Source organism: Haloarcula montana, assembly GCF_035666295.1.
Classification (GTDB): Archaea; Halobacteriota; Halobacteria; order Halobacteriales; family Haloarculaceae; genus Haloarcula; species Haloarcula montana.
Window position 1 is genome coordinate 2,247,816 of sequence record NZ_CP142027.1, and the last position, 26,318, is coordinate 2,274,133.

Annotated in this window: 27 protein-coding genes and 1 pseudogene; 13 read left to right on the plus strand and 15 right to left on the minus strand. The window is 66.0% G+C overall.

Going from position 1 to position 26,318, the window contains the following annotated elements; all coding sequences use genetic code 11:
• Positions 1-21: 21 nt before the first annotated feature.
• Positions 22-396 carry a hypothetical protein gene (locus tag VJ109_RS11785; RefSeq protein ID WP_324756910.1) on the minus strand — a complete coding sequence of 125 codons (375 nt, stop codon included), beginning with the start codon at positions 394-396 and terminating at the stop codon, positions 22-24.
• 163 nt (positions 397-559) lie between these two features.
• Here VJ109_RS11785 and VJ109_RS11790 point away from each other — a divergent pair, with 163 nt between their 5' ends.
• On the plus strand, positions 560-1,123 hold the full coding sequence (locus VJ109_RS11790; RefSeq protein ID WP_324756911.1) for a hypothetical protein: 564 nt from the start codon (positions 560-562) through the stop codon (positions 1,121-1,123).
• Between the two features lie 5 nt (positions 1,124-1,128).
• Here the strand turns inward: VJ109_RS11790 and VJ109_RS11795 are convergent, their stop codons facing one another.
• The 4 genes from VJ109_RS11795 to VJ109_RS11810 all read right to left on the minus strand — a co-directional run bounded on the left by VJ109_RS11795 (position 1,129) and on the right by VJ109_RS11810 (position 4,560).
• Positions 1,129-1,479 carry a TRAM domain-containing protein gene (locus VJ109_RS11795; RefSeq protein WP_324756912.1) on the minus strand — a complete coding sequence of 117 codons (351 nt, stop codon included), beginning with the start codon at positions 1,477-1,479 and terminating at the stop codon, positions 1,129-1,131.
• Between the two features lie 235 nt (positions 1,480-1,714).
• Positions 1,715-3,010 (minus strand): DUF7405 family protein, encoded by a 1,296-nt coding sequence (locus VJ109_RS11800; protein WP_324756913.1) that lies wholly within the window; start codon positions 3,008-3,010, stop codon positions 1,715-1,717.
• Between the two features lie 42 nt (positions 3,011-3,052).
• The gene (locus VJ109_RS11805; protein ID WP_324756914.1) at positions 3,053-3,433 is read right to left on the minus strand and encodes a hypothetical protein; all 381 of its coding nucleotides are present in this window, start codon (positions 3,431-3,433) and stop codon (positions 3,053-3,055) included.
• A gap of 80 nt (positions 3,434-3,513) precedes the next feature.
• The gene (locus VJ109_RS11810; RefSeq protein ID WP_324756916.1) at positions 3,514-4,560 is read right to left on the minus strand and encodes a phytoene/squalene synthase family protein; all 1,047 of its coding nucleotides are present in this window, start codon (positions 4,558-4,560) and stop codon (positions 3,514-3,516) included.
• Positions 4,561-4,696: 136 nt separating this feature from the next.
• Between VJ109_RS11810 and VJ109_RS11815 the strand changes: the two genes are divergently transcribed.
• From VJ109_RS11815 to VJ109_RS11825, 3 genes are all read left to right on the plus strand, one after another.
• Complete coding sequence (locus tag VJ109_RS11815; protein WP_324756917.1) at positions 4,697-4,930, plus strand: DUF7996 family protein; 234 nt, start codon at positions 4,697-4,699, stop codon at positions 4,928-4,930.
• Between the two features lie 76 nt (positions 4,931-5,006).
• A complete protein-coding gene (locus tag VJ109_RS11820; protein WP_324756918.1) occupies positions 5,007-6,317 on the plus strand; it encodes a glycoside hydrolase family 68 protein in 1,311 nt (436 codons plus the stop codon).
• A gap of 49 nt (positions 6,318-6,366) precedes the next feature.
• On the plus strand, positions 6,367-7,275 hold the full coding sequence (locus tag VJ109_RS11825) for an FtsZ/tubulin family protein (RefSeq protein ID WP_324756919.1): 909 nt from the start codon (positions 6,367-6,369) through the stop codon (positions 7,273-7,275).
• Between the two features lie 7 nt (positions 7,276-7,282).
• Here VJ109_RS11825 and VJ109_RS11830 read toward each other — a convergent pair whose 3' ends face one another.
• Together VJ109_RS11830 and VJ109_RS11835 are read right to left on the minus strand one after the other, a co-directional pair.
• On the minus strand, positions 7,283-9,427 hold the full coding sequence (locus VJ109_RS11830) for a GH32 C-terminal domain-containing protein (RefSeq protein ID WP_324756920.1): 2,145 nt from the start codon (positions 9,425-9,427) through the stop codon (positions 7,283-7,285).
• A gap of 80 nt (positions 9,428-9,507) precedes the next feature.
• On the minus strand, positions 9,508-10,938 hold the full coding sequence (locus VJ109_RS11835) for a hypothetical protein (protein ID WP_324756922.1): 1,431 nt from the start codon (positions 10,936-10,938) through the stop codon (positions 9,508-9,510).
• A 192-nt stretch (positions 10,939-11,130) separates the two neighbouring features.
• On the opposite strand from VJ109_RS11835, the gene VJ109_RS11840 reads away from it, so the two are divergent.
• The gene (locus tag VJ109_RS11840) at positions 11,131-11,313 is read left to right on the plus strand and encodes a hypothetical protein (RefSeq protein ID WP_324756924.1); all 183 of its coding nucleotides are present in this window, start codon (positions 11,131-11,133) and stop codon (positions 11,311-11,313) included.
• Positions 11,314-11,319: 6 nt separating this feature from the next.
• Here the strand turns inward: VJ109_RS11840 and VJ109_RS11845 are convergent, their stop codons facing one another.
• Both VJ109_RS11845 and VJ109_RS11850 read right to left on the minus strand, forming a co-directional pair.
• On the minus strand, positions 11,320-12,402 hold the full coding sequence (locus VJ109_RS11845; protein WP_324756925.1) for an actin-like salactin: 1,083 nt from the start codon (positions 12,400-12,402) through the stop codon (positions 11,320-11,322).
• 66 nt (positions 12,403-12,468) lie between these two features.
• Entirely contained in the window at positions 12,469-12,966 is a 498-nt protein-coding gene (locus VJ109_RS11850) for a FlaD/FlaE family flagellar protein (protein WP_324756927.1), read from the minus strand.
• 171 nt (positions 12,967-13,137) lie between these two features.
• Here VJ109_RS11850 and VJ109_RS11855 point away from each other — a divergent pair, with 171 nt between their 5' ends.
• Together VJ109_RS11855 and VJ109_RS11860 are read left to right on the plus strand one after the other, a co-directional pair.
• Positions 13,138-14,031 (plus strand): ParA family protein, encoded by an 894-nt coding sequence (locus tag VJ109_RS11855; protein ID WP_434737282.1) that lies wholly within the window; start codon positions 13,138-13,140, stop codon positions 14,029-14,031.
• Positions 14,028-15,008, plus strand: coding sequence for a chemotaxis protein CheW (locus tag VJ109_RS11860; RefSeq protein ID WP_324756930.1), 981 nt, complete (start codon positions 14,028-14,030; stop codon positions 15,006-15,008). The genes VJ109_RS11855 and VJ109_RS11860 overlap by 4 nt, the downstream gene beginning before the upstream one ends.
• A 2-nt stretch (positions 15,009-15,010) precedes the next feature.
• Here the strand turns inward: VJ109_RS11860 and VJ109_RS11865 are convergent, their stop codons facing one another.
• The 5 genes and pseudogenes from VJ109_RS11865 to msrA all read right to left on the minus strand — a co-directional run bounded on the left by VJ109_RS11865 (position 15,011) and on the right by msrA (position 18,803).
• Positions 15,011-16,183 carry an NAD(P)/FAD-dependent oxidoreductase gene (locus tag VJ109_RS11865; RefSeq protein ID WP_324756932.1) on the minus strand — a complete coding sequence of 391 codons (1,173 nt, stop codon included), beginning with the start codon at positions 16,181-16,183 and terminating at the stop codon, positions 15,011-15,013.
• Between the two features lie 37 nt (positions 16,184-16,220).
• Positions 16,221-17,195, minus strand: a complete 975-nt coding sequence (gene mvaD, locus VJ109_RS11870) for a phosphomevalonate decarboxylase MvaD (RefSeq protein ID WP_324756933.1) — start codon at positions 17,193-17,195, stop codon at positions 16,221-16,223.
• 56 nt (positions 17,196-17,251) lie between these two features.
• A pseudogene (locus VJ109_RS11875) lies at positions 17,252-17,428 on the minus strand (HVO_2922 family protein); the annotation flags it as partial.
• A 123-nt stretch (positions 17,429-17,551) separates the two neighbouring features.
• Complete coding sequence (locus VJ109_RS11880) at positions 17,552-18,088, minus strand: cob(I)yrinic acid a,c-diamide adenosyltransferase (protein ID WP_324756934.1); 537 nt, start codon at positions 18,086-18,088, stop codon at positions 17,552-17,554.
• Positions 18,089-18,146: 58 nt separating this feature from the next.
• Positions 18,147-18,803, minus strand: a complete 657-nt coding sequence (gene msrA / locus VJ109_RS11885) for a peptide-methionine (S)-S-oxide reductase MsrA (RefSeq protein ID WP_324756936.1) — start codon at positions 18,801-18,803, stop codon at positions 18,147-18,149.
• Between the two features lie 84 nt (positions 18,804-18,887).
• Here msrA and VJ109_RS11890 point away from each other — a divergent pair, with 84 nt between their 5' ends.
• The 3 genes from VJ109_RS11890 (at position 18,888) to VJ109_RS11900 (ending at position 19,738) form a co-directional block, all read left to right on the plus strand.
• On the plus strand, positions 18,888-19,058 hold the full coding sequence (locus VJ109_RS11890) for a DUF7838 family putative zinc beta-ribbon protein (protein WP_276222515.1): 171 nt from the start codon (positions 18,888-18,890) through the stop codon (positions 19,056-19,058).
• 67 nt (positions 19,059-19,125) lie between these two features.
• On the plus strand, positions 19,126-19,332 hold the full coding sequence (locus tag VJ109_RS11895) for a DUF7511 domain-containing protein (protein WP_276222513.1): 207 nt from the start codon (positions 19,126-19,128) through the stop codon (positions 19,330-19,332).
• A 37-nt stretch (positions 19,333-19,369) separates the two neighbouring features.
• Positions 19,370-19,738 (plus strand): response regulator, encoded by a 369-nt coding sequence (locus VJ109_RS11900; RefSeq protein ID WP_324756939.1) that lies wholly within the window; start codon positions 19,370-19,372, stop codon positions 19,736-19,738.
• Here VJ109_RS11900 and VJ109_RS11905 read toward each other — a convergent pair.
• Entirely contained in the window at positions 19,735-23,559 is a 3,825-nt protein-coding gene (locus VJ109_RS11905; protein WP_324756940.1) for a PAS domain S-box protein, read from the minus strand. The two genes, VJ109_RS11900 and VJ109_RS11905, sit on opposite strands and share 4 nt — an antisense overlap.
• Positions 23,560-23,765: 206 nt before the next feature.
• Between VJ109_RS11905 and VJ109_RS11910 the strand changes: the two genes are divergently transcribed.
• The 3 genes from VJ109_RS11910 to VJ109_RS11920 all read left to right on the plus strand — a co-directional run bounded on the left by VJ109_RS11910 (position 23,766) and on the right by VJ109_RS11920 (position 26,317).
• Positions 23,766-24,830: a right-handed parallel beta-helix repeat-containing protein gene (locus tag VJ109_RS11910; RefSeq protein WP_324756941.1), complete on the plus strand. Its 1,065-nt coding sequence runs from the start codon at positions 23,766-23,768 to the stop codon at positions 24,828-24,830.
• Between the two features lie 149 nt (positions 24,831-24,979).
• Positions 24,980-25,441 (plus strand): NYN domain-containing protein, encoded by a 462-nt coding sequence (locus VJ109_RS11915; protein WP_324756943.1) that lies wholly within the window; start codon positions 24,980-24,982, stop codon positions 25,439-25,441.
• A 30-nt stretch (positions 25,442-25,471) separates the two neighbouring features.
• Positions 25,472-26,317 carry a TatD family hydrolase gene (locus VJ109_RS11920; RefSeq protein ID WP_324756945.1) on the plus strand — a complete coding sequence of 282 codons (846 nt, stop codon included), beginning with the start codon at positions 25,472-25,474 and terminating at the stop codon, positions 26,315-26,317.
• Position 26,318 lies beyond the last annotated feature (1 nt).

Here is a 26,318-nt window from a genome sequence, read left to right on the forward strand (position 1 = left end):
AATCAAGCTACGTCTGGCGATTCACCACGGCCCCATATAGCTATCTATCTCGCCGGGTACTGAAAGGAAGACAAGATAGAAGGCGAGGATAGCTCCACTGAGAAGAAACAGAGCAACGCTTGCCAACATACTTCTAAAGTTCTGGATGAAGGAAGACACTCTAGAAGCGTCTTCTTCAATATCGATGAGTTCTACGTTGTCGGAGGCGACCGTGAATCGAAGAACGAGTTGAGAGATATAGATGACTGCTGTGATGGCAAGTATGATGACTTGGAGGAGCTGAATTACGTGATTCACAGTGAGCGACATTTCAGTTAGTTCTACCTCTCTGAAGATGGAAATAGTGTTCGGAGAAGCGTTCCTCAGGATAGATGAGTATAAATGCAGAAGGGACATTGTCAAATGACAATTAAGATACTACCTGTCTTGATCATATCGAGAGATGGCTATCATCCGCTGAGGACTGCGAACCGAACGCGGCTTGTGGTTCGAGTCCGCCGTCTCTCTGGATGTCTCCGCGGGCACAACGCGTAATCCCCTGGGGAACGCTGGCTGTAGTATGTCCGAGGAACCACTCCACGAGCGGATGGAAGCGTACGAGCGGTTGGCGACGGAGGCAACAGAGCGCGCCCGCGAGCGTGATCGGGTCGCCGCCGACATCGGCGACCAGCTCGCTACGGCCGTCTCGTCGGCCGCACAGGAGACGGGCGTCACTATCGAACCGGGGGACCGATCCAGGGACGGTCGTCGGTTCAACCTCACCGCCAGACTGGACAGCGCGGCGCTCGTGGCGGCCGTGACACGCACGCTGCCCGACGGTTTCGTCGTCTCGCACGTCAACGACGACGGCTCGCTGGACGTGGAGTGGACGGGAAAGCGCGAGACGCCCTCGAAGCGGGAACACGGCGCGATCCTGAAAGCCATCGTCGCCGAGGAGATGGTCCTCGACGAGGACGGACTCGTCGATACCGTCCCGACGCGCAAGCGGGTGCTGTCCCGAGCGGTCGAGTTGGGGCTCGACGAGAGCGATGCCGACGACCGGCTCGCGCGGTTAGCGACGCTGGATGTCGTCGATATCATCGACGGCAGCGTCTACCCGGACGAGAACTTCTCGCGGTACTGAGGGAGTCACACCGACTCGACGAACGTCGCGTCGGCGGAGGTCCGGCCCTCGTTGAACGACAGGACCTTCGCACGGATCACGTCGCCGGTCGAGAGCCCGCCGGGGATGTCTTCGACGAACAGGACGAACCCCTCGACTTTCCCGACGGCGACCCGGTCCCCGGAGTGGTGAGTGGAGAACTCAGTCACGCCGAACTCGTAGGTCGAGCCGACCTTGACCGGCGGCTCGCGTTCCTGTGCGGCTTCGTGGGCCTGTTTCGACGCTCGCGTGTCCGACGAACGGTACCGCATGATCGCGTAGGTGCCACCGAGACCGACGGCACCGCCGGCAGCGGCGGCGAGGACGAGTAGTTCCATAGCGGATGGGTCGTGGCCGTGCCCCTTAGCTTCCGGCACTTGGCGGTGACTCGGGAGCCGTCCGACCCGGTGTCCCCCTCCGTGTTACCGTCCGTTTTGTACTCCTCCATGGCGGCCGCGAAGCTCTCGACAGCTAGTTCGTCTTCGAGACGCCCGTCTCGCGAGGGCGACGTTGACGTGTGCCTGTACGCGACCGCGCCGCGTTGAATCGCGAACTGAGAGAGCGTCCCGGCGGTTACTCGGGCCGTGGGGTCGGCAGCGAGCGGTGGCGCCGCGGTGGGACGAGGAAGTAGCCACGCCGACGGACGAAGATGTACTCCAGGATGCCGTTGTTCACCCGCTGGCGGACCGCGGGGGTCTCGGCGGTGATGTCGGTGCCGTTCATCGCCTCCCGGACGGCTTCGAACTCGGAGATGCCCCGCTGGAGGGTCGGGAAATGGAGGCTCGCTACTTTCTGGTCCGAGCCGATGTCGTCGGTCGACTCGAAGTGGCGCCGCAGGAGCCTGACGTTGCCGTCCTCGTCACGGTTGCCGCGGGCGGCCTTCTGTGCGTGGCCGACGCGGCCGAACTCCCGGGCCTGGTCGACGATGTCGTCGACGTACTGGTCGACCTTGCTGTCGTCCCCCAGGTTTGCGCCGATCCCCTCGACGAGGTCGTCCTCGGCGTGGCCGGGCGAGAACATCTCCATGACCTGCTCGCGGTGGTCCTGTTCCCCGTACCAGTCGCCCAGGCGCTGACGGAGGTTCGCGACGGCTTTCGTCGTTCCGCCGGCGAACGGCCCCGAATCGAGCGTGACGTAGTCCTCGGTCGCTTGGTTGCCGACGAAACCGGCCTTGAACCCCATGAACAGCGGGGATTCCTCGGGAACCGGGTTGCCTTCGGGGATGCCTTCGGCGTCCTGGCGCTGCGCGGGGAGGCCGGCGCCGACGAAGCCGGTCCGGCGGGAGTCGACGGTCACGGCGTCGGTGAGCCGTGCGGTGACGTCCTCGCCGTTGATCGTCCCGCGGTCGCCGGTCAGTCCCGCCTCGGCTTCGAGGACCACGTCGGCGTTGTCGCTGGCGAGGTGGACCACGGCGTCCTGGGTGTCGAAGGTCGGCGTCTCGAACCCCGAGAGTGCGCGCGGTTCCGGGAGGTCGAGGTCGTCGGGGAGTGATCGGTCGAACCGGTCGAAGTACGCCCGGGAGTACGCGACGCTGAACACCAGGCCGTCGTTGCTCCACTCGTAGGCCCGATCCAGCGTCGAGAGGGCTTCGTTGACGGTGGCCCGTGCGTCATCGCCGGGTGGCCCGTCGGCGTCGAGGTCGACGTAGAGGAGCAGTTGGTGTTCCGGCAACAGCGAGTTCCCGTGATCGTCGTGGCGGATGTGCTCGCGCCAGGCGTGTTGGCGGGCGGGTTTCGCGTCGGGGTCACCGGTCGGCACTGGCTCGTCCCTGAACCGGCCGAGACACGCCGAAAGCGCGCTCGCGCCGCCGACGGCGACCGCTGCCTTGCAGAACCGGCGTCGTGAGAGCCCGTCGTCCAGCGGCTGCATGCCTGGGGATTGACGGTCGGCGTGTAAGCGCGTTGCGGTCGGTTACAGCCCCAGGATATCCCGGAGGCCGCCACTATCGCTGTCGGTCGCGTCGGCTTCGACGGTGGCGTCGCCCGGCAGTTCCCGGGCGAGTTCGGTGACCTCCTGCTCGCCGAAGCGCTCGTCGTCCCGTGCGTCCTCGATCCAGGCGGCCCACTCCTCGTCGGTCAACAGCCCCCGGGAGTCGGTTCCCCATTGGTCGACCAGCGCCTCCCGGTCCTGGAAGGGGATGTCCATCCCGCTGTTGCCCCAGTACAGCGGCGAGAGCTCGAAGTCGTACGTCTCGTGGTCGAGCCAGACGAGCCGGTACGGATAGCCGTTGTAGAGGAAGACATCGTCGGGGCCGACACGGTCGCCGGTCGGGAGTTCGAGCCGCTCTGACATACCTCCGGCTAGGCGAGCGAGACAGTTCAGGGTTGTGTCCGGCGGAAAACCGAGAGCGGACCACACTGGGTCGTCGGCGGTCAGTACTCGTGGAGCGGTCGCTGTCTGATCTTCGAGCGGAGTTCGGCCAGCGAGGGGTTCTCGTCGCCACTGAACTGCTGACAGACCGCGTGGACCTCCTCGCGAGTGATCTTGACGTTGCCCTCCTCGATGACGTCGGCCGGCCGATCACGGAGTTCGCGGATCGTCCCGACGGCGAGCAGGAACGGGATGGCCCACGCAGACAGACGGTTCCCGCGGGTCTCGGGCATCGCGTCGAGCCAGTTCTGGGCGCCGTCGAGGTAGCCTTCGGCCCGCTCGGTGACGGCCTCGATGACTGGGACCAGCGCGGTGGTGTGGCCGGTGTCGCCCACGTCACCGTGGTCTAGCCCCTGCTCGTCGAGCAACTCCAGCGGGAGGTAGACGTTGTTCTCCTCTTCCATGTCGGTCGCGGCGTCCTTTGCGACGTTGACCAACTGGAGCAACAGGGCAAACGACCGCGCGTTGGCCTCCATCTGTGCGACCTGTTCGTCGCTGGCCTCGTGGGAGACCAGCCCCGTCACGAGCGTCCCGACGGTCCCGGCGGCGTACCAGCAGTACTCTTCGAGTTCTTCGAGGGTCTGGATACGGAGTCCGCCCTCGTCGGCGTAGCGGTCGACGAACATCGCCATCCCGTCGACGAGTTCCCGGACCGGACCGCGGATCGTCTCCGGTGAGCGCCCTTCGAGGGCTCTGAACACGTCGACGACGCGGCCGGCGTTGTCGACGACGCGCCAGTCGTCGTTTTTCGACTCCGGAATCCACTCGTCTGCGGCCTCCCGGAAGGTTCGGATGGTCGTATCCGCCTCGGGGTCGAGGACGCGACTGTACGTCCGGAGGAGGTCGGCCTGGACGGCTGGGGGGACGTGACCGGCGTCCTCGATCGTGTCCGCGACGCGACAGAGGAGGTAGCCGACGCAGATGTCACGCGCCATCGGCTCTTCGAGTTCCGCTATCGTCAGACTGAACGTTCGCGATACCCGATGGACGGCGTCGTAGCACCACTCGATGTCTTCCTGTGACGACCGGTCAGTGTGGTTCTGAGACATTCCCGACATCCGCGGTAGGGCATACTGTGATAAAAATGGGGCGGCTATCGATCCCGGTCGGACCGGAGCGCCACGCATAAGCAGCGGTATCCCCTAGCGCAACCATGCATACGGCCCACCGGCCGGTGACCGACCGATGAACGACAGCATCGCGCTCGGGGTGGCAATCGCCGCGGTCGTCGTCGTCCCCGGACTGGCAAACGGCTTCCTCAACGCCCTCGGGTTCCCGACCGTCGGCAGCATCGTCTGGGCGCTGGGCTACGGTCTCGGCGTCGTCTTCATCTGGTCCGAGTGGATCCGCCCGCTGGACATCACCGGCCCCGAAGGTGTTTCCCTCTCCGAAGACGAATCGACAGGCGATCGCTCCTGAACGTGCAGAAACGAACATACTACAGCAGTAGTAGTCATCCAGAACTGTTAACCCGATTGTCGAGACACACACGTGTATGACAGAGCAGTCGCTCGGCGAGGGTGTTCCCGGACATCAGGCCCGCGCCGGCTGGAGCCGCGAGCAGGCCGGAGCGATCGAACGGACCGACGACACCGTTGCCCCAATCGTCTACCCGCCCGAGGACGACCAGATCCCCGAGGTCCACATCTGGGACACGTGGTTCCTGCGCACCCGTGACGGCACGCTCGCCGAGGTCGACGGCTACCGCGTCTGTTTCTCGCTGACCGCGCCGTCGGACCTGCTGCCCGGCAAGCGCCACGACGTGGCGACGATCCGGTGTTTCTACTCCGACGACGGGAAGAACTGGCACAACGCGGGTCCGGTCTTCGAGGACGCACTGGGCCAGCGCCAGTGGGCCGGCTCGGCGCTGTACGACGACGACGGCTCGGTGTATCTGTTCTACACGGCTGCCGGGGAAGACGGTGCCGAAGACCTCACCTACGGCCAGCGGATCGTCGGCGCCGGCGGCGGCCGTATCCACACCGACGACGGCTTCGAACTGTCTGGCCCCTGGACCCACCACGAACTGCTCCAGCCCGACGGGGAGCGCTACGAGCGCGAGGACCAGTCCCGCGCGATGATCTATACGTTCCGTGATCCGTGGTTCTTCGAGGACCCCGAGACCGGCGAAACCTGGCTTCTCTTCGAGGCCAACTCTCCCGTCCCGGAGGGGAGCGACGCCTGTGGCGGCGACGCCGAACTGCAGGGGTTCAACGGCAGCGTCGGTATCGCCCGCTCGCCGTCGGGTGATCCCCTGGAGTGGGAACTGGAAGCCCCCCTCTTGGACGCCGTCGGGGTCAACCAGGAACTCGAACGGCCCCACATCGTCTACGGTGACGGGCTGTACTACCTCTTTTTCTCCAGTCACCTCCACACGTTCGCGCCCGGCCTCGACGGCTTCGACGCGCTGTATGGCTTCGTCGCCGAGGAGTTGCGCGGCGACTACGTTCCGCTGAACGACTCCGGCCTGGTCGTGACCAACCCCGGGAACGCACCGTTCCAGTCCTACTCCTGGATGGCGTTTCCCCACGACGACGAGGTGTTGGTCCAGAGTTTCTTCAACTACTACGAGTTCGCCGGCGAGACGTTGGACGAGATCGCACACCTCCCCGAGTCCGAGCAGATGCGCCGCTTCGGCGGGACGCTCGGTCCGACAGTCCGGCTGGACGTCGAGGGCACCCGCACACGGATCATCGGGGCGCTTGGTCACTGGCACATCCCGATGGCCGGCGAGGCATTGCCCCCGACCGACCGGGAACTGATCCGGCGGGGGCGGGCCAGCGATCGCGGGAGCTACGGACAGTAGACCGGCCGTAGCGTTTTGGTCTCCCGGCGCGTCTACGGCATACGAACCGATGCGCGGCGACGACACCACCGTCCCGGACCCCGAACACGCGCTCGCAGTCGTCGGACACGGCGGTCTCGAACGACTGGGACGAGGGTTGGGACGGGTCCCCGGTGTCACGTCGCTGGCCGAACCGCCCGCTCCCGACGGCGAGAAGGCGGCCGTCACGCTCCTGCTGACGGACTTTGCCGACGGCGTCCCGCCGTCCGTCGAGTGGATCGACGGCGTGACTGTCGGCGCGGGACTCTCGCTCGCCGTGATCGGTGCCCCCGCTTCGGCCGACGCCCTCGATCCGACGGTCGCCCGCGAGATCACGCGGCTCCGGGACGCGGTCGACGCGACGGTGGTCGTCCCGCCCGCGTGGCATCGCCGCGGTGTCCGCGGGACCGTGACGACGCTCGCGGACCTGCTCGTCCGGCCCGGCGTCATCAACCTCGACCCGGCCGATGTCCGGACGGTCCTGCAGGCCGGGCCGACGGCGGCTATCGCGACGGGTTCCGGAACCGACAGCGGGGACACCGCCAGCGACGCTGTCACGGCGGTCCGGGCGGCACTGGAGACGCCGTACGCGGACGTGGGGCCGCCGGCGGCCGTCCTCGTCAATCTCGTCGGCGGACCGGAACTGACGCTCGCTTCGGCGGTCGAGGCCGTCGACGGCATCCAGCGGTCGGTCCCCGACGACGCGGTGTTGCTCTGGGGGGCCGCCGTCGAGTCGTCGCTGTCGACGGTCCACGCACAGGTCGTCGCCAGCAGCGCCACGGCGCCGGCGTTCGAAGGGGTCGTGTCGGCGGCCCGCGAGCCCTCGCCGGGCGAGAACTGCCCGCGGTGTGGCGGCCACGTCGCGGCCTACACGCTGGGGGACAGCCACACGGTCGCCTGTGACGACTGCGGGTTCTCTGGGACGAGCACGCGGCTGTGAGCGATGACTACTGTGACACCCGGTCGGTCCCGGCACGGGGCCAAGCGCCCGCCAGCTCCCAGACGTCCAGCGAGGCGACCGTCGCCCGGCCGCCCTCGGCCCGCAGCGAGATACCGGTGGCGTCCTCGCGGGTGGGGTAGACGCGACTCGTCAGACAGTGGCGCTCGTTAGCGAACACCTCGACGACGGAGCCGTCGACGAACACGCGTAGGGACAGCGGCGAGTCGTAGGGGGTCACCCGCATCCGCTGGGTCGCGCTCGTGGCCCGTTCGTCGAGGCTGGCCGTCGAGCGGTCGACGGACACCTCGGAGCGTCGCGTGTACCGGATCGGCGTCTGTTCCTCCCGGTCGGGCGTCTCCAACACCGACAGCTCCAGGGCGTCGGCGTCGTCCAGTCGAACCGTCGAACGCAGTTCGAACTGGCAGCTATCGATGTCGAGCGTCCGGCGCTCGCTGTCGAGACGCAGGACGTCGTGACCGACGTTCTCACCGCGTAGCTCCCGGAGTTCCGGGGCTGGCCGCTGACAGAGGCCGCCGTCGTCGGCCAGACTCAACTCCCGGGGGAGCGACATCGTGCCGGACCAGCCGGCGTCCCACTGCGCGCTGACGTCCCTGGCCTCCGGGAGCCATCCCCAGGTGAGGACCCGCCCGTCGTCGAGCCACATCGACTGGGGGGCATAGAAGTCGCCGTGGTCGAGCTTGTCCCGCCGTTCGGCGTCGAACTGGCCGTCCTCGTAGGTCCCCAGGAAGTAGATGACGTCCTCGTAGTTCGAGATGTGCAGCAGCTGTTTCTCGCCGAAGTCGAGCAGTTCGGGACACTCCCAGACGGTTCCGGCCGTGTCCCGGTCGCCGGTCAGGATCGGCCCGCGGTACTCCCAGTTCCGGAGGTCTCCGGACTCGTACAGCAGGGCCGCGCCGCCGCCGTCCTCGATGCCGGCGCCGATGAGCTGGTACCAGGTTCCGTCCTCGCGCCAGACGCAGTGGTCCCGGAACTCCCCGTCCCAGTCCTCCGTCGAGAGCACCTGTGGCTCCCGGGGGACCTCCTGGATGATCGGGTTCTCGGGGTCTTTGCTCCAGGTTCGCAGGCTGTCGTCGTCGGCGGTCGCCATACAGGGTAACTGGAGCTTCTCGCGACCGCCGGTGTAGAGGACCGTCGGGGTCCCGTCGTCGTCGACCGCACAGCCGGACCAGCAGCCGTCACGGTCCGGGCCGTCCGGCGAGGGCGACAGCGCGACCGGTTCGTCCTCCCAGTGGACCAGGTCGTCGCTGACGGCGTGGCCCCAGTGGATCGTCCCGTGGAACGGGCCGGCGGGGTTGTACTGATAGAAGAGGTGATAGCGACCGTTCCAGTGGATGAGACCGTTGGGGTCGTTCAGCCAGTTGGCCGGCGGCGTGACGTGATAGTTCGGGCGGAGCCGGTCGGTCGCCAGCCGGTCCCTGGCTAAGCCGAACGTCCCGGCGTCGTTCGGTCGGCCAAGCAGCGGCGACCGCTCCCCGCCGGCCAGCTGCCGGAGGGCGTTGCTCACGAGCGTCTCGCGGTTGCGCTGGCAGATGTCGTGGGTCGGGTGGAGAAAGGAGACGGCCGACCCGATCCCCAGCACCTGTCCGTCGCCGGGATGCCAGGCGATCGTCGACAGCTCCGAGACTGCGTCGGTGTCCGCCCGTGCAGTGCTCGCGAGCACGTCTCCCCGGGTCGGGACCACGCCTTCGTATCGAGCGTACGGAACCGTCACCCCGGGACCGCGAGTGTGGATACGCAGCGTGTCGAACTCCGCGTGGACGGGGTGGTCCTCGTAGAGGGCCTTCCACAGCGGCCCGGTCGGCTCGGAGATCTCCTCCCAGCCGGTCTCGTCGGGTGGGACCGTCTCGAAGCCCAGCGGGACGACCGCGCCCATCGCGCCCAGCGTGAGCAACAGTCCGCTGCCCGATTCGACGGCCGACCGAAGCGTCTCCGCGGCGTCGGCCGGCAAGTCGTCCGGATCGAACTCGTCGTCGCGGTGCCACCACAGGACGTCGAACGCCTCGGGAGCAACCGCCGTGAGTGAACACCGCTCGACCGTCCCGGCTGCTTCCTCGCACCAGTCGTAGGCCGCCGCCTGCTCGTCGGAGCAGGAGTCGGCGTAGAGACAGCCGATACGCAGCGATTCGACCATTGGCGGAGAGTCACTCTCTCAAATATAAAAATATTCGGTAATCGTTCGTGCGTATTTATGCACGATTCCGCCGTCGCGACCTACTTTTCGACGACAGAGTGGTTGTTCTCGCCCGCCGCGTGGGCCGGTGTCGTCTCGTCGACGGCCCCGTCGCGGTCGGATGTCGGCTGGGACCCGTCGTCACACTCGGTCAGTTCCGCCTGTGCCCGTTCGATGCGCCCCTCGACGGCGTCTAGTTCCGTCCGGAGGTGCTCGACGGCGTCGGGATAACAGTCGTGGGCGGTCTCCAGAGCGTTCTCGAATGCCTCTCGGGCTGCTTCGAACTCTTCGATAGCCGGGTCGTACTGACCGGCAGCGGCGTACCAGTCCCCGGCTTCGGTCTTGTCGCTGGCGATCGTCCGCCGGGTCTCCGTGAGCCGTTGTGCAACCTCGCCGAGTCGGTCCCGGATAGCTGCGGGATCGCCGTCGAACCGGCGCTCGTCGGCACCCCAGTCGAGCCCCATGGCGGTTCGGTACCGTTCGAGGGCTATCTCCCAGTGGGTAACAGCCTGTTCTGGCTCGTCTGCGGCTGCCGCCGCTTCAGCCGCCTGTTCGGCTCGCTCGATCGGAGCGGCCGAGAGCCGATCGAGTGTCTCACGCAGTCGGTCACGCTCCGACTGGACAGTCGATACGTCCGGCACGTCTTCGTATCGGTGCGAGAGGGCTGCCTCGTATTCGTCGAGTGCCGCCTCGAACGTGTCGTATGCGGCCTCGTATCTCTGGTCTCGCCAATACTGCTCCCCCTCGTCGCGGAGTTGGTTTGCGTAACTCCGGCGGATCCGTGTGTCGACTGTCGCTGCGCGTGCCGACACCGTCTCGACGCGCCGTTCCATCGCCGCGACGGCCCGTTCCGACGGAACGCCCGAGACAGTTGCCTCGGCGTCACTGAGCCGATCGAAGGCGTTCCGTACAGCGGCTCGTGCAGCGGCTATATCGCCGTCTTCCCGCCGGTCACTGGCCTCGACGAGCGACGTTCGGATGTCCTCCAGGACCGTCTCGGTGTGAACCCACGCCTGCGAGACGGCATCCAGAAACGTCGTGACCGTATCGAGCCCGTCGGTTCCACAGTACAGCGTCAGCGTCGCCCCCCCGGTCCGTCTGATCGTCAACTCACCGTGGCGGAGTCGGGTTGTGGTCTCGACCTGCTCGATCTCGGCGTGTGGGACAGCGAACTCGTGATCGCCGTCCTCGTCGACGCCGCCGACGAGGATCACCAGACGGCGGTCGGTGACGACGCCGATGGTCCGGTAGCCCTTCCCCGGACGCACCTCGTCGCGGCGTGTCTCCGATTCGAACGTGACCCCGTATTTCCCGTTCGTGAGGACGAACTGTGCTCGTTCGTCCCCCTCCAGTGCCGCGGTAGCCGGTGACTCCTGGAGCGTCCCCGACGACAGGAACCCACCCTGTCCGGTACTGGTGAGGACGTCCGGGAGATCATCCTCGGAATTATCTAAAATGATAATCTGACCCATCAAACAACTCTACAACCCCTTTCTATATGATATTCTCTTATCTATCCTGATACTCTCGGACGGTGTTTTTCGGCTATCGGTGAAAATCCTACTCGGTGACGGGGAGAATTTTGTCTGCACGGCGGATCGTCGGCTCTCCGACTGACACCTGTCTGACTGCCATTTAGGTGCCACGTTCACGTACCGTCTGCCATGTCTCGGCGAGTGGAGCAGGCCAACGACCGGCCCGAGAAGCGGCGGCCGTCAGCACGCGAAGAGCCGTTCGTCCGTCTCGACATCGCGGTGTTCGAGTCGCTCACTGACGACAGCGGCCTCTCTCAGTGTGGGAAGCGACCGCGGATCGAACGGTGGCTGGACTGCTGGGGCGATCCCTGAGAGCCGTTAACTGTTCTCGACCAGCCTGGTAGCGATCCGCTGGGCGCCGATAGTCGCCGCGTCGGCGGGCTCGTCGGCGGCCGTCGCTTCGATCTCTCGGTCCAGTTCCTCGCTGAGCCGTTCCTCGAACTCCTCGACGATACCGGGGATACAGGCCATCCCGCCGGTGAGGACGATCGGCTGATCGAGGGCGAGCTGGTACACCTTCATGTGGTCGTTGCCGAGTTCGGGCAGGAACGTGTTAGCCAACTCGTCGACCGCCTCGTCGAGGTACTCGTTGACGGCGTCCATCACCGACCGCTCGATGGTGAACTCGTGTGAGCCACCGCCGGGCTGTTGGATGATGTCGGTAAACGGCTCGAAGTCGACGAAGTCCGCGTGTTCCTCCTTGTACTCGCGGGCGGTCTGGGTGTCGATGTTGACCCGGCCCTGGGTCTCCTCCTCGACGTAGTTCGCGATCATCCGGTCGACCTCGTTGCCAGTGACTGCACCCGTCGTGAACGGCGCGAGCTGTTCGCCACGCCGGTAGGCCGAGGCTTCGAGGTTCGTCGAGCCCATGTTGACCGCGACGAATATCTCGTCGATGGCCTCCAGATCGTCGCCGAACGCGGGGATCGAGCCACACAGCGACTCGGGGTAGCTCTCGACCAGTTCCTGGCCGATCGAGGACTCTTCGATGACCGACCGGAGGTTCTCCAGCCCGGCCGGGTTATCGATCGTCGGGATCGCGTAGACGACGCCGCTGTCCTCGGGGATATCGTTCGCCTCGATGATCGCCTCGAAGAACGTTTTCGTCATCTCGGCGCGGTCCGCGTCCTCGGGGAGACCGGACCGGAGCATATACTGGACGCGATCGGGGTACTCCCTGGCGGCCTCTTCGCCGTAGAGGATCTTCTCCTCACCGGTGAGCGCGTCCTCGTAGGTCGCCATACAGGTCAACGACTTGACGATCCGGTTCCCGCCGTCCTCGTCCGGAAGTGCGATGACCGTCCGGGTACTGCCGAGTTTGACGCCGACGGGTACCGTGCCGCCGTCGGTCCAGCTCTCGGTCGCCGCGTCGTCCCCCGGTTCTGCGTCGTCATCACTCATGATTGGTAGCCTGTTCGCTCGCGTGTGGTATATAACCTCACCTCAAGAATCAGAGCTGATACCGCCTTACGTCATCGCAGTTAGTTTCGCGATGTACACCAGACTCAGCATGTGGTCGTCCACGTCGAGGTCGTTGCCCTCGTTGGCAGCCGACTCTTCGACGCCCAACAGGTAATCCGAGAGATCGGCCGTGACCTCCTCGGTGACCCAATCGACCGACTCGTAGTACGACAGCGCGTTGTCGGCACCTTGATACCCCGAATGCAACACCAGAAACTCCAGCCACTCGAAGACGACGAACTCGGCCGCGTAGGTCTCGGGGAGCGATTCGAGATACGGCTTCTCCAGTTCGTCGCCGCCGAGAAACGGCAGCAACTCCCGGTAGAGCCCCGACCGGAAGGAGTTCCCGGTCATCTCTTCGCCGTCGCCCTCTCCGAGTCCGACATCGGCGAGGTTCGACGGGTCGGGGAGCTCTCCGTCACCCAACCCGTTGTCCTGGTCCCCGCGCTTGCGGGCCAACTCCCGCAGTTCGTCGAGGTCGTAGTCGCGCGGATTGATAGTCATTGTACATACGTTCCAGCTACTGAGATATAAAAGTTCCACCCTGTCTGACTGCCGTCAGACGCCTTTTCGGGGCCGCTACCCGGGAAATACGCCGTCGTCTCCGAGTTCCGCCGTTGATAATCGGGGGCGTATTTTTATAGTGACCGGGCGATGAGTTCCCTCCACTTCGAGATGACGAGATCAGCAGCGGACGGCCCGGCGCGTATCTGCGTGACAAACGCGAAAGGCGGGACCGGGAAGACGACCATCGCCATCAACGTCGCCGGGGCGTTGAACGACAGGGGACGGGACGTCCTCTTCGTGGACCTCGATCCACAGGGCAACGCCACCGAGGGGCTCGGACTCGTCGACGCGTACGACGCCGAACCACCCACCCTGTTCGACGCGCTCACCGGCGACCCGTCGCTCCTGTCGGAGTTGGTGGTCGAACACGAGGAGATGGACGTCGTCCCGTCGAGCATCGACATGCTCCAGGCCGAACACGAGCTAACGATCGCGGACCTCATCGCACGGGTCCAGACACAGAACCGCGAGATCGATCCGGAGACGCTGGCGTCGTTCGCGATCAACGTCTCGCCGTCGATGGTCTCGGGGAGCCACGCCTTGGACACGCTCGACCGTGCGCTTTCGACGATCAGCGGCTACGATTACGTCATCATCGACTCCCCGCCGTTCTACGGGAAACTGACCGACACCGGCGTCTTCGCCGCACAGCACATCATCGTCCCGGCGCTGACCGAGGCCACCTCCGAACGGGCCATCGAACTGCTGATGGACCAGATGGCGGCCATGGAACGCCAGACGGGCGTCTCCGTCGAGATGCTCGGTGTCGTCGCCAATCGGGTCGAGACGACCGCGGAGGACGAGACGATGCTGGAGTGGTTCAACATGGCGTTCCCGGAGCGTCCGGTCTGGGAAGTGCGAAAGCGGGTCGCCCTCCAGCGGGCGTTCAGCGCCGGTCGGTCGGTGTTTGCGGCCGACGAGAACTGTGATATGGCCGCGGTGTTCGAGGAGATCGCCGCGGAGTTCGACAGGACCTTCGGATACACTGAGGTGACAGCATGAGTGACGACGACGACCGTATGGACCGTGCAGAACGCATCCGGAAGATGCGCGAAGGGGATCGAGAGGCAGACACCGGCGACTCGTCGACGGAGCCGACCGACGAGTCGTCGACGACGGATGCCGACGCGGACCGCGGGGAGACCCCGGAGCAGGACGAGTCGACCGACGACACCGCCCCGACGGCGTCGGAGACGACAGCCGACTCCGAGGAGTGGTTCGACGAACAGTCGGAGGACGCAGGCGACGCCGACGCGACGGCCGATCCCGGGGACGGTCCCCAGTCGGCCGACGACGCGCTCTCGGCGGCCGAACGAGCGGCACAGTCGGCGGCACAGTTGTCGGGTGGGGAAGCGGCTACCCCCGGCGGCGAACAACCGGGTGACATCTCCGCGACCGCGACGGCGATGCAGGGGCCGACCGGCGTCGAACTGCCCGACCAGCAACTCCTCGATGAGGCGATGTCCGGCTCCGAAGCGCCCAGAACCGAAGGGGGCGCACGGGCGGCGGCGGTCGGCGAGGAGACCGGCTCCAAGAACGAGGAGTTAGTCCGTGTCCTGGAGTTCACCCTTTCGGGGGAACACTACTGTCTGGACATCGAGTACGTCGAGGAGATCGTCAAGCGAGACAGCATCACTCGGGTCCCGAACACGGCCGACTACGTCGAGGGCGTCGTCGACCTTCGCGGACAGATCACGACGATCCTCGACCCGACGGCGATGATGGATGTCGAAGATACCGGCTCCCAGGATCTCGTCGTCGTCTTCGATCCGGAGATGTCCGAAGACCAGGGTGCGATCGGCTGGGTCGTCGACGAGGTCCGGCAGGTCGCCCCGGTCACCGAGGACCAGGTCAACGACCCGCCGGTCGACGCCGAGTACATCAACGGCGTCGTCGACCGCGAGGACCAGGACCAGTTCGTCATCTGGATCGAACCCGACGACGCGCTCGAACAGGCGACCCTCGACGACGAGGACTGACCTCACTTCTCGGTCTCTGACAGCGCCTCGTCGATCTCGTCTTCGTCGATGGCTACGTCCAACTCTTCGCGGACCAGATCGACGGCGTTCTCGATGGCACCCACGCTCCCCAGGTAGCCGGCGCCGACGGTGGTTTTCAGTGCCAGGGCCGTTCGGCCGGTCAGCACCGTCGGCCCGACCTTTGCGACGGCGTCGTCGCCGACCGACACCAGCCACCCGGGCACGTCGAAGGAGTAGCGGGTCAGCCGCGGCTCGAACCCGCCCCGGCCGTCCCGGAGGTGGTCGACCAACGCCGCGATGTTGCCGCCGGCGACGCGAGCTTCACGGATCGCGGCCGACGCGCTCGCCGGGACCGCCTCGCCGTCGCTGTCGACGACCCGGGCAGCGTCGCCGACGGCGAAGGTCCGCTCGCCGAGACGGAGGTCCGCCCGGACGACCGGGCGCTCCTCGCCCATCGCGTCGGTCCCGGTGATCCCACCGGTCCAGACGAACTGGTCGTAGGCGAGGTCCTCCCCGTTCTCCAGCGAGATCGTCTCCGCGTCGGCCCGTGCCACGGAGTCGCCCGTTCGGACGGTCACGCCGGCATCGACCAGCGCGTCGTGGACGGCGACCTGGAACGACTCCGGGAACGTCGGCGCGACCTCCGACTCCTGTTCCAGCAGCAGCACCTCGGTGTCGGTCCCCTCCTCGTCACGGAGCGCGGCGAGTTCGCCGGCCACCTGAATTCCCGAGAGGCCCGCGCCGCCGACGACGACTCGGCCCGAGGACAGCGCCAGGAAGGCCTCTCGGATCGTCCGGGCGTCATCGAGCCGTTTCAGCGGTGTCGCGTGGGCACGCACGCCCGGGAGGTCGTAGAAGGCCGTCCGGGCGCCCAGACACACCGCCCCCACGTCGTAGGACAGCGTCTCCGCGCCGTCCAGGGTCGCCGTTCCCGCGTCGGGGTCGATAGCCGTCACCGACGCGGTCCGGAGTTCGCAGTCCAGTACCGCGTCGAGGTCGACCGAGATCTCCTCGGCCAGCGACGGCCGCCGGACAACCCGGTGGAGTTCGTGTTGGACCACGTGAGTGGCGCTCTCGTCGACGACCACCAGTTCCACGTCGTCGGGGAGAGTCCGTTCGAGCTTCCGGGCGAGGGTCAGGCCGGCGTAGCCGGCACCGAGTACAGCGACGCGCATGTGTGCCGGTAGGGTCCCGACGCCCATAACCGCTCGCTCAGAACAGCGCCGCGTCCGAATCGAGGACGCGGGCGGGGCCGCCGACCTCCCAGACGCGGGTGTCGACCCCACAGTCCGCGACCGCGGCTTCGACCTCATCGACGTGGTCGGCGGTGGTGTTGATGTAGACGCTCGCGCCGGTGTCGACCGAGAAATAGACGGGCAGGTCCCGCTCCGTGCGCAGTTCGCGGACGGTGTTGAAGATATCGATCGTCCGGGGTTGCCAGTAGACCCAGCCGGCGGGACCGGTCATCGTCGTCGCCGCCAGCGACAGGGAGTCGTGCTCGGCCAGCTCGAACGCCCGGTCGAAGTCGGTGTCGTAGAGCGCGTCGCGCATATCGGAGATCTGGCCGTGGATGTGGGCCATCCGTGCCTCGAACATGTGGCTGTCGGCGGCCTCCTTGTGTGCAGCCTCCGTTTCCTTATACGAGGGGACCATCCCGGCGACGATCCGGAGGTCGTCATCCAGGTCGGTCTCGATGCGCTCGCTCCGGCAGTCCTTGTCGTTCATGCCCGTCCGGAGGTGCGAGAACGCGCCCGTGACTGCCCGGGCGGCCGAGGAGGACCCCCGACGGGCGACCGTCGAGATCTCCGGGCGAGTCATGTCGAGGCCGGCGGCCTCGACCAGCGCCATCGCCGCCGCGGCGAAGCCCGACGACGAGGAGCCAAAGCCGATGTTGGTCGGGAAGTTGTTCGTCGACTCGAAGCGGACGCCGTGGTCGATGCCCGCCAACTCCCGGACGTGGTCGACGACGGCGTCGATCCGCTCGGCGCCCCGGCCCTCGACCGGTTCGCCGTCGATGACGTAGCTGTCCTCGGTCCGGTCGGGCTCGAACTCGACGGTCGTCTTCGAGTGACTCGGCGCCGTACAGACGGAGATGCTGTCGTGGTACGGGAGGCGAAGCTCCTCGTCGCGCATCCCGTGGTACTTGACCAACCCCTGGATCGGGTGGGCCTTCGCGGTCGCTTTCATACCTCACCCTTCCGGGCCGGTCACTTTGCTATTGCGAACCGGCACCGGCGGCCCGATCAGTCCTGGTCCTCGATCTCGGCGTCGGGGGCGTTGGTCTTGACGCTCTCGATGCCCTGTTTGGCCTTGGCCTTGCTGGCGTAGCCCTCGCCGCTGTCGGCGATGATGTTGCCGTTGTCGTGGCGGAGCCGCCACCGCCAGTCGTCGGCCGAATCGACGTAGAGTTCGAAGGTCGCTCCCATCGGTACCGGGCCACACGGAACCCATTCAAATGAAACTGTGGGCCGTACGAGCAGTTTCGGGGGGGTTCCGCCCGGAACGCCTGACCGCCTGTGGGCGGCTCGTCGGTCGACCTCCGCTCAGTAGTCGGGGTTCTCCTCCCGGACGCCCTCGCGTTTGTTGACCAGGCGAGCGAGCGTAAACAGCGCGTCCGAGAGCCGATTGAGGTAGACGATCGCCGTCTCGTTGACGACGGCCTCCTCGGCGGCCAGCGAGACCGACCGTCGCTCGGCTCGGCGACAGACCGCTCGCGCGTGGTGGAGCTTCGCACCCGGTACCGATCCCGAGGGGAGGATAAACGACTCTAAGGGGTCTAGTTCCTCGTCGGCTTCGTCGATGATCGCCTCGATCTCCTCGACGTGGGCCTCGGTGAGCCGCGGGTCCCCCTCCTCGGGCTGGGGGTTCGCGAAGTCGGCCTGGATGATGTGGAGGTGGTTCTGGACCGCCCGGAGTTTCTCGTCGATGTCGTCGTAGCCGGTCGGTCGTACGACGCCGACGAGGGCGTTTACCTCGTCGACGGTGCCGTAGGCCTCGATGCGGCGGCTGTCCTTCGAGACACGCTCCATGTTCCGGAGGTCGGTCTGTCCCTGATCGCCGCGGCCGGTGTAGATCGTCATAGCCGAGGCTGGGGCTGCCACGACCTTATACCCGTGCGTCGACGTGCCAGCCGACTGGTTACAGGCGGCGCTCCAGTTCCGAGAGTGCGGCCGGCGGGAGATCGACTCTCGCCAGGAACGCCTCGCGCTGTGATGGATCGCCGTGACCGGCGACGAAGCCGTTGAGGCGGGCGGCGACCGTCGAACCGACGAAGCCGTCACCGTACTGTTCGACGAGTTCGTCGCCCAGGATCGGCGTCGATCGGAGTTCGTACTTCTGGTGGGTGTCCTCCGCGAGGAAGAACGCCTCCAGGGGTTCGATCGGCGTCCGAACGGACTTGCCGGTCCGATCGGCCAGTGCGTCCCGGGAGCGTTCGGCGGCCGCCCGCTGGTCGTTGTCGTGGACGAGAACGACCCCGCGGTACTGGCGTTTGCGGGCCGCCGAGAACGGATCGTGACTGCGCCAGCAGATGTCCAGCAGGTCTGGATAGTCGAGTACGTCGGGGTCGTACTCCACCTGGACGACCTCGGTGTGGTCGCCCAGCGAGTAGTAACTAGGTGCTGGCTCGGTGCCGCCGGCGTACCCCACGCGAGTCCGGACCACTCCTTCCATCGCGCCGAAGCGGGCGTCGGGACCCCAGAAACAGCCTAGTCCGAACGTCGCTGTTCGCGTCTCGCCGGGCGGCGGCGCTGCCTCGTCCGGGGCGAGCGCAGTCGTCCGGTCGGTCGTTCCCATATCCCTCCGTTGGCACCGGTGTCGGTTCCGTCCTTCGCTCCCGAAACCGGGAGCTTCAATTGTACCGACGTGAAACAGCCTGGTATGAGCCTGGAACTCGAACACTACTGTCCGGAATGTGACCAGTACTGTGACTTCTGGAAAGTCGCCAGCACGCGGATGCATCTCGGCAGGAAAGTCAAGTGGCACTGTCCGGAGTGTGACTACGGGTTCGTCCGCATCGACGGCGAGGTCGACACTGCACAGGTCGCGTAGTTCTATACTGCTATTGAGGGCTCTTAGCAGCGGTTTTATTTGCCCTGTTCGACGACCGGGACGAGCCATGTATTCCGATCCCGACTGGGTGACCGACGACCGCCAGCAATCACCCGAGGAGCCGACCGTCGAACTGCGATCGACGGTCGTCCACTACAGCGACGGACCGGACCGCTGTACGGTGTACCCGCCCGATTGCCCCGAGACCGCCCGCCTCACGACCTGGCTCAGTGCCGACCGGAGCGCGTTCGTCGACCGCGATGTCATGCGGTGACCGGGATTTTATATTCGATGGTGACGACGTACGAGTAATGAGTATCGACGTGCTCCTGGTCGACGAAGACCGTGACGTGCTCGAAATCGTCGAGACGTTCCTGGGGCAGGAAGACGGGTTCGAGGTGACCGGCGAGACCGACCCCGAAGCAGCGCTCGAACGGATCGGCACCGAGGGGTACGATGCGGTCGTCAGCGACTACAAGATGCCGAAACTCGACGGACTGGAACTCTGTTCGGCGCTCCGTGACCGCGGGAGCGATATCCCCTTCCTCCTGTTTACCGCCCGTGAACTCGAAGACTTGGAGGGCGAGGCCGCGGAAGCGGGGGTCACGAACGTCGTTCAGAAGGGGACTGGGACCGAGCAGTACGGCGTCCTGGCCGACCACATCCGCGACGTGGTTTAGGTATCGGTCCGTGGGAGTCGGAGCCGAACGGTAGTCCCGTCGGTGTCGGCGTCGAACTCTACCGAACCGCCGTAGGAGTGAGTGATCCAGATGACGAGCCACAGCCCCAGGCCGCTGCCGTGGGTCAACTGGGTGATCGACTCGTCGCCGGTGAGAACGTCCAGTTCGTGGTCGGGAATCCCCGGACCGTCGTCGACGACGGTCACGGTCACGGTTTCCGGGGCGACCGCGACATCGAGCCAGACCGTCGGACCGGGGCCGGTATGTTCGACCGCGTTTTCGAGTAGCTCTTCGAGGACTCGATGGAAGCGGCCGTCGGCGGCAACTGCTGGCTGATCGGGGAGCGATGTCTCGATGTCGACTCCGTACTCCTCGGCGATAGCGTCAGCGACCGATCCCGCGACCGACGGGATATCGACCGGTTGGTTGCCGGCGTCCTCGCGGCGGACCGACTGCTCGATCTGGCGAGCACGATCGCTGAGGGAGGCGACTGCTTCGGCTTTCCCCTGGAGGCGATCCAGCAACGACGCCAGTTGCTCGTCCTCGACCCGTTCGCTTATCTCGTCTGCCAGCCCCAACACGACCGTCAGGTCGTTCCGGAGGTTGTGCCGCAACACTCTGTTGAGGACTTCGAGCCGGCGTTCGCGCTCACGCTGTTCGGTGATGTCGGTGTAGATTCCGAACCCGGCGACGGTGTCGTCGTCCGGCTGGGTGTAGGGGACACCCCGGAACAGGAAGTCGCGAGCGCCGTTTGCGGTCTGACGGCGGACCTCCGCCTGGACTGTCTCGCCGTTCCGGGCCAGTTCGTCGAGGTGAGCGGCCTCCTCGTGGATCTCCTCACCCGGTGGGAGGATGAACTCGTTGATGTTCGAGCCGATCACCTCGGTACGGTCGAAGCCGAACACGTCGGAGAACGCGGCGTTGAGCGACGTGACGATCGGCTCCCCGTCGACGAACTCGCTCTCGGTGACGGCGTCCGGGAGGTTGTCGAAGAGATACGTAAAGCGGTCCTGCTCCTCCTGAAGTTGCTCGCGGGCTCGTTTGAGGTCGGTGAGGTCCCGCACGACGCCGACCGTTCCCTGGAAGCTCTCGCCGTCGACGAGCGAGACCTCGATCTCGGCCGGGCGGCGTTCCCCCTGTGCCGTCGTCAGTTCCGTCTCCAGTTTGCTCCCGTCGGCCTCGCCCGCTCGCAGGTCACGGATCTCCCGCTCGAAAGCCGCGATCGCTCGGTCGTCGAGGACCTGGCCGGGATGCTCGCCAAGCATCTCCTCGGGATCGAAGCCCAGCCACTCGGCCAGCGGGTCCGTCACGAGTTGGAACCGGCCATCAGTGTCGAGGACGTACACCATGTCCCGGACGTTCTCGACGACCGTCTGGTAGCGCAACAGGTCCTGTTCGCGGGCGACGCGGTCCAGTGCCGCGGCGGCGTTCGAGGCGAGGATCTCTGCGACCGATTCGTCGGTGTCGTCGAACCCCTTCGGATCGTCGGTCCCGATGCTCATGACCCCGTGACTGCCCATCGGAACGTACATCGCACCGGTGACGGGGATCGGCCCGTCGACGAGGTGGCTGTCGGAAAACTCGTCGAAGTCGTCGACCCTGACTATCTCGCCCCGCTGGAACGCTCTCCCGGGGAGCCCCTCGTCGGCGTCGTACAGTGGCCGCTGTGGGGCCTTGTCCGTCGCGGCGACGACGCCGAGTGTCCCCTCGTCCTCGTCGTACAGCCGAACCAGATTCATCTCGAACCCGAGGTCACGGTTGGCCGCACTGATGACCGTCTCCGCGACTTCTTCGGGGCTGTGGGCCTGCATGAGCGCGCGGGTCGTCTCCAGCAGTCCCGACAGTGCCTCGTCACGACGGCGCTGTTCCGTGATGTCGTGGAAGTATACCGACAGGCCGTTTTCCGATGGGTAGGCGGTGACCTGGAACCATCTGTCGATCGGCGGGTAGTACGCTTCGAAGGTCGTCTGGCTCTGTGTCTCCATGGCGTCGTGGTACTGGCGGTAGAACTTCGAGTCGACCGCGTCCGGGAACATCTCCCAGAGGTTCTCACCCAGCACCGTCTCCGCGTCCTTTCCGAGAACTTCCTCTGCGCGGCTATTGAAGAAGGTCAGCTCCCAGCTGTCGTCGACGGCGAAGAACGCGTCGCCGACCCGCCGGAGGATCTGTTCGGTCCGCTCGCGGGCCAGTTCGAGTTCGCTCTCGCGTTCCTTGCGTTCGGTGATGTCACGGATGACGCCGGCCGTCCCGACGAACTCGCCGTCGTCGTCCCGCAGAAGGGTCATGTGGTCTTCGGCCGGGAAACTGTTGCCGTCGGCCCGCTGGAGTTCCAGGTCGAAGGTGGCCTCGTCGTCGAGGGTGCCAAACAGCATCTCCCTGAGGACAGTTACGGCCCGCTCGACCATCTCGTCGGTCTTGACGACGCTCGTGTGTGAACCCAGGAGTGCCTCCTCGGAGTAGCCGGTCAGATCGAGCATCGCCTCGTTGACGAACTCGAAGTTGCCCTCGTCGTCGAGGGCGTAGACGCCATCGTCGACCGCCTCGATGATGTTCTCGTACCGTTCGAGTTCCGTCTCGCGGTGTCGGCGCTCGACTTCGCGGCTCACCCACTGGATGAGGACCTCGATGAAGGTCTGCTCGGCGTCGGAGAAGGGCTTGGTCCGTGGCTCGTCGTCGGCGAAACACAGTGTCCCGTACAGTTCGCCGTCGACGTGGATCGCCCCGCCCATGTAACAGGCGATGCCGCTGGTCTGGTACGGAATACTGTCTTCCCACCCCTCCTCGGCGGCGTCACGGATGCCGAGGGTCTCGCCGTCCTGGACGATGCGCCGACAGTACGTGTGATCGAGGTCGACCGTGACCCCTTCCCGGACGATGTCGTGGTCCCCGACGAGGGTCTGGATCTCGTAGTCGTTCCCGTCGATCCGGCTCAGATAGCCAAGCGACAGGCCGAGCCGGTCGGCACCCAGTCGGAGGACACGCTCGATCGTCTCCTGCTGAGTGAGCGCGTCGTTTGCGGCCAGTCGCGCGAGCTTCTGGAGGAACTCGTTGTTCGTTCTGAGCGCGGCCTCGCGCTCCCGCTGTTCCGTGATGTCGGTCGCGATGGCGACCAGCCGGGGCGCTTTGGCGTCCCGTTCCTCGATGACTCCGTTCGTGTAGAGCCACCGACTTTCGCCGTCGAGATGGACCCGGAACTCCGATTCGAACTGCTCTCCCCCCTCGCGTGCCTTCTGGAACTCCTCGCGGAGCCCCGGGCGGTCGTCGGGATGGACGCGGTCGAGGAACTCGGTCAGTGACCCGCCCGCCGTCTCCGACGTTGTATTGAACAGCGCCGCGGTCGCGTCGTCCCACAGCAACTCGTCGGTTCCGAGGTTCCACTCGTAGACGCCGGTATCGGTTCCGTCGAGCGCGAGATCGAGGCGTCTGTTGGTCTCTTCGAGGAGTTCCTCGCGCTCTTTTCGGTCCGAGTCGTCGTCCCCGGTGCGGTGCGCATCGATGCGTTCGGCGAGGTCAGTCTCGTTTCGCGGCACGTACTCGGTTGCGCCGGCTCGGGTTGCCTCGGCTGCGACACGACCGTCCGGGCGGTCCGTACAGTAGAGGATAGGGACGGACGCGTCCGTTTGCCGGAGGGAAGCCACGACGTCGAGGCCGGTTTCGGCTCCGCCGAGTTCGTGTTCACAGACGATTACCTCCGGAGAGTCCTCTGACAGACGTTCTACCGCCGTTGCCGACGACGAAACCGCTACCAACCCGTCGACCGACAGTGTGGGTGCCCCCCAGTCCGACGGCCGGACGTACAGGACATCGACTTCCTCCGACATACTGCGAATACACGTAGGAGCAGCGCGAGATACATATACTCCTCGGCGTCGTTATCAGCGCCGAAAGTTGGCCCGCAGTATTGCGGTTCGTGTCCGGCGGACGGTCGAACCCGATCGTCGTCAGCGATAAACCGCACTTCGCGATAGAAAACTGGTAGCGGTGAGCCGACACACGATTTAGGGCTGTCGAGCGCGAACAGCCACGTATGTCACTTCGACAACTCGTCCTCTGTCTGGCCGTCGTCCTCTCGGTGGGCGTCGCTGCCGGTCCCGCGACAGCACAGACGAGCGATACCGACACACACGTGGTCGCGGCCGATGGAGGCGGCGAGTTCCGGACGATCAGTGGTGCTCTCGCGGTCGCCGACGACGGTGACACCGTCGAGGTTCGTCCCGGTGTCTACCGCGAGCGCGTGACCGTCAGCGATACCGTCACGCTCGTCGCACCTGACGGTGCAGTCCTCGACGGCGGACAGTTCACCAACAGCACGGCTGTCAACCTCGGGAACTCGACCGACGCGACGATCCGTGGGTTCACGGTCCGGCACTACACGGTCGGTGTCTGGGCCAACGGGACGGCCGGCGATTGGACCGTCACGAACGTCAGCGTGATCGGCGGGACGGTGGGGATCGAGGCCAGCAACGCCACCGGCGACTGGACGGTCGCGAACACGACTGTCGCCGCCACGACTAACGACGCGCTGTATGCCGCCCGGTCGAGCGGCGAGTGGACGATCACTGAGAGCCGGTTCGACGCGCCCGGCGGTGACGGGATCGACGCGACCCGGACAACTGGGGACTGGCGGGTCGGCGACGCTGTCGTCACGCAGGCGGGGACTGACGGAATCGACGCCACCGGCGCGACGGGCGACTGGGCAGTGACCGATAGCAGGATCAGCGACGCCGAACGCGGGCTGAAAGCCATCCGATCGGACGGCGATTGGCGAGCGACGACGGTAACCGTCCGGGACAGCCCCGTCGGAATCACGGCCCCGCAGGCGACGGGTGCATGGACGGTCACCGACGCCGACGTACAGGGAAGCGGTGTCGCTGTCTTCGTCGGCCGGACCACCGGTGCCTGGACGATCGAAGCGAGTCGTCTCGGCGGTGGTATCCGTGGCGTCTACGCGTTCGGGACGCGGGGTCCCTGGACGATCCGGGACACCGCGGTCACGACGAACGATTCGCCCGAGGCTGTCGGTGTCGATACCCGTGAGGCGACGGGTGACTGGCGGACACAGAACGTCTCTGTTCGGGTCGCTGGGTCGTAGTGCCAACGGATGCGTCCTGATCCGTTCCTGTTCGGACCAACTGTCGCCGCCGTCTTCCGGTCGTGACTGTGTTTGCTATCGCGAATACCGGTTTATCGACGGCAGGGCGAAACAGCACATTGAAATCAGCCCACGCGGGAGAGAGCCGTATGAGACTGCTGCGACGACTGCGTGGCACCGCCGAAGAGCGCACACGGGTCGGGCTGTTCGTCGACGGCCCCAACGTCCTCCGCAGTGAATTTGACGTGGACTTAGACGACGTGCGACTCCTCGCGGAATCGTACGGGCCGTTGGTGACGACGCGGCTTTATCTGGACGAAAACGCCTCACCGGGGCTCATCCAGGCCGGGGAAGCCCGGGGATTCGCGGTCGTCACGACGAGCGGTGACGTCGACGTGCGACTCGCGGTCGACGCCACGGCGGCGGCGGTCGACGACCGCATCGACGTGTTGGTGATCGCCTCGCGGGATACGGATTTCAAGCCCGTCATGGAAGCCGCCGCGCGAGAGGGCGTTCGGACTGTGGCTGTCGCACCGGGCGAACACGGGCGCTCCGATGCCCTCCGGAACGCCGCACAGGACGCCCTCTCGCTGGACGGGGACGTCGAATAGGTTTTACACGGGGCCGTCCGACGCCCGAACATGGAGATCGACGAGACGCCGGTTCTGGACAACCACTTGCATCTCGATCCGGTCCAGGGGCGCAACACCGAGGCTGCCGAGGAGTTCGCCGACCACGGCGGAACCCACCTGCTCGTGTTGAACAAACCATCTTGGCATCTGGTCGAGGCCGCGACCGACGAGGAGACGTTCCGCGAGGGGTTCGACCTGACCGTCAAGGCGGTCGAGGACGCGACCGAAGTGCTCCCGGGGCGGGCCTGGCCGGTTCTGGGCGTCCATCCGGCACTGATCTCGCGGCTCATCGACGAGGGATACACCCCTGCGGAGGCACGGGACATCATGCAGGCCGGACTCGACGTGGCCGCCGAGTACGTCACTGACGGCCCGGCCCTGGCGATCAAGTCCGGCCGACCGCACTACGATGTCGACGACAACGTCTGGGCGGCCTCGAACGAGGTGATGCGCCACGGGTTCGCGCTCGCGGCCGACGGGGAGTTCGCCATCCAGCTCCACACCGAGGGCGGGGAGGACTTCGGGGATGTCGCACAGTGGGCGGAGGCAGACGGACTCGACCGCCGCCAGGTCGTCAAACACTACTCCGGTGGGCGGTTGCGCGGGCCGACCAAGTCGGTGCTCGCGGACAAAGACGAGATCGAGACGGCCATCGAGGAGGACGACCCGTTCTTCTTAGAGACCGACTACATCGACGATCCGGAACGACCGGGTGCGGTACTGGGGCCGAAGACGGTCCCCCGACGAGTGCGGTGGCTCTTAGAGAACGGACACGACGACGCGGTCAGAACTGCCTGCGTGGAGACGCCGAAAGCGGTCTACGGCATCGACACGGAGGCGACGCTCGCGGACTGAC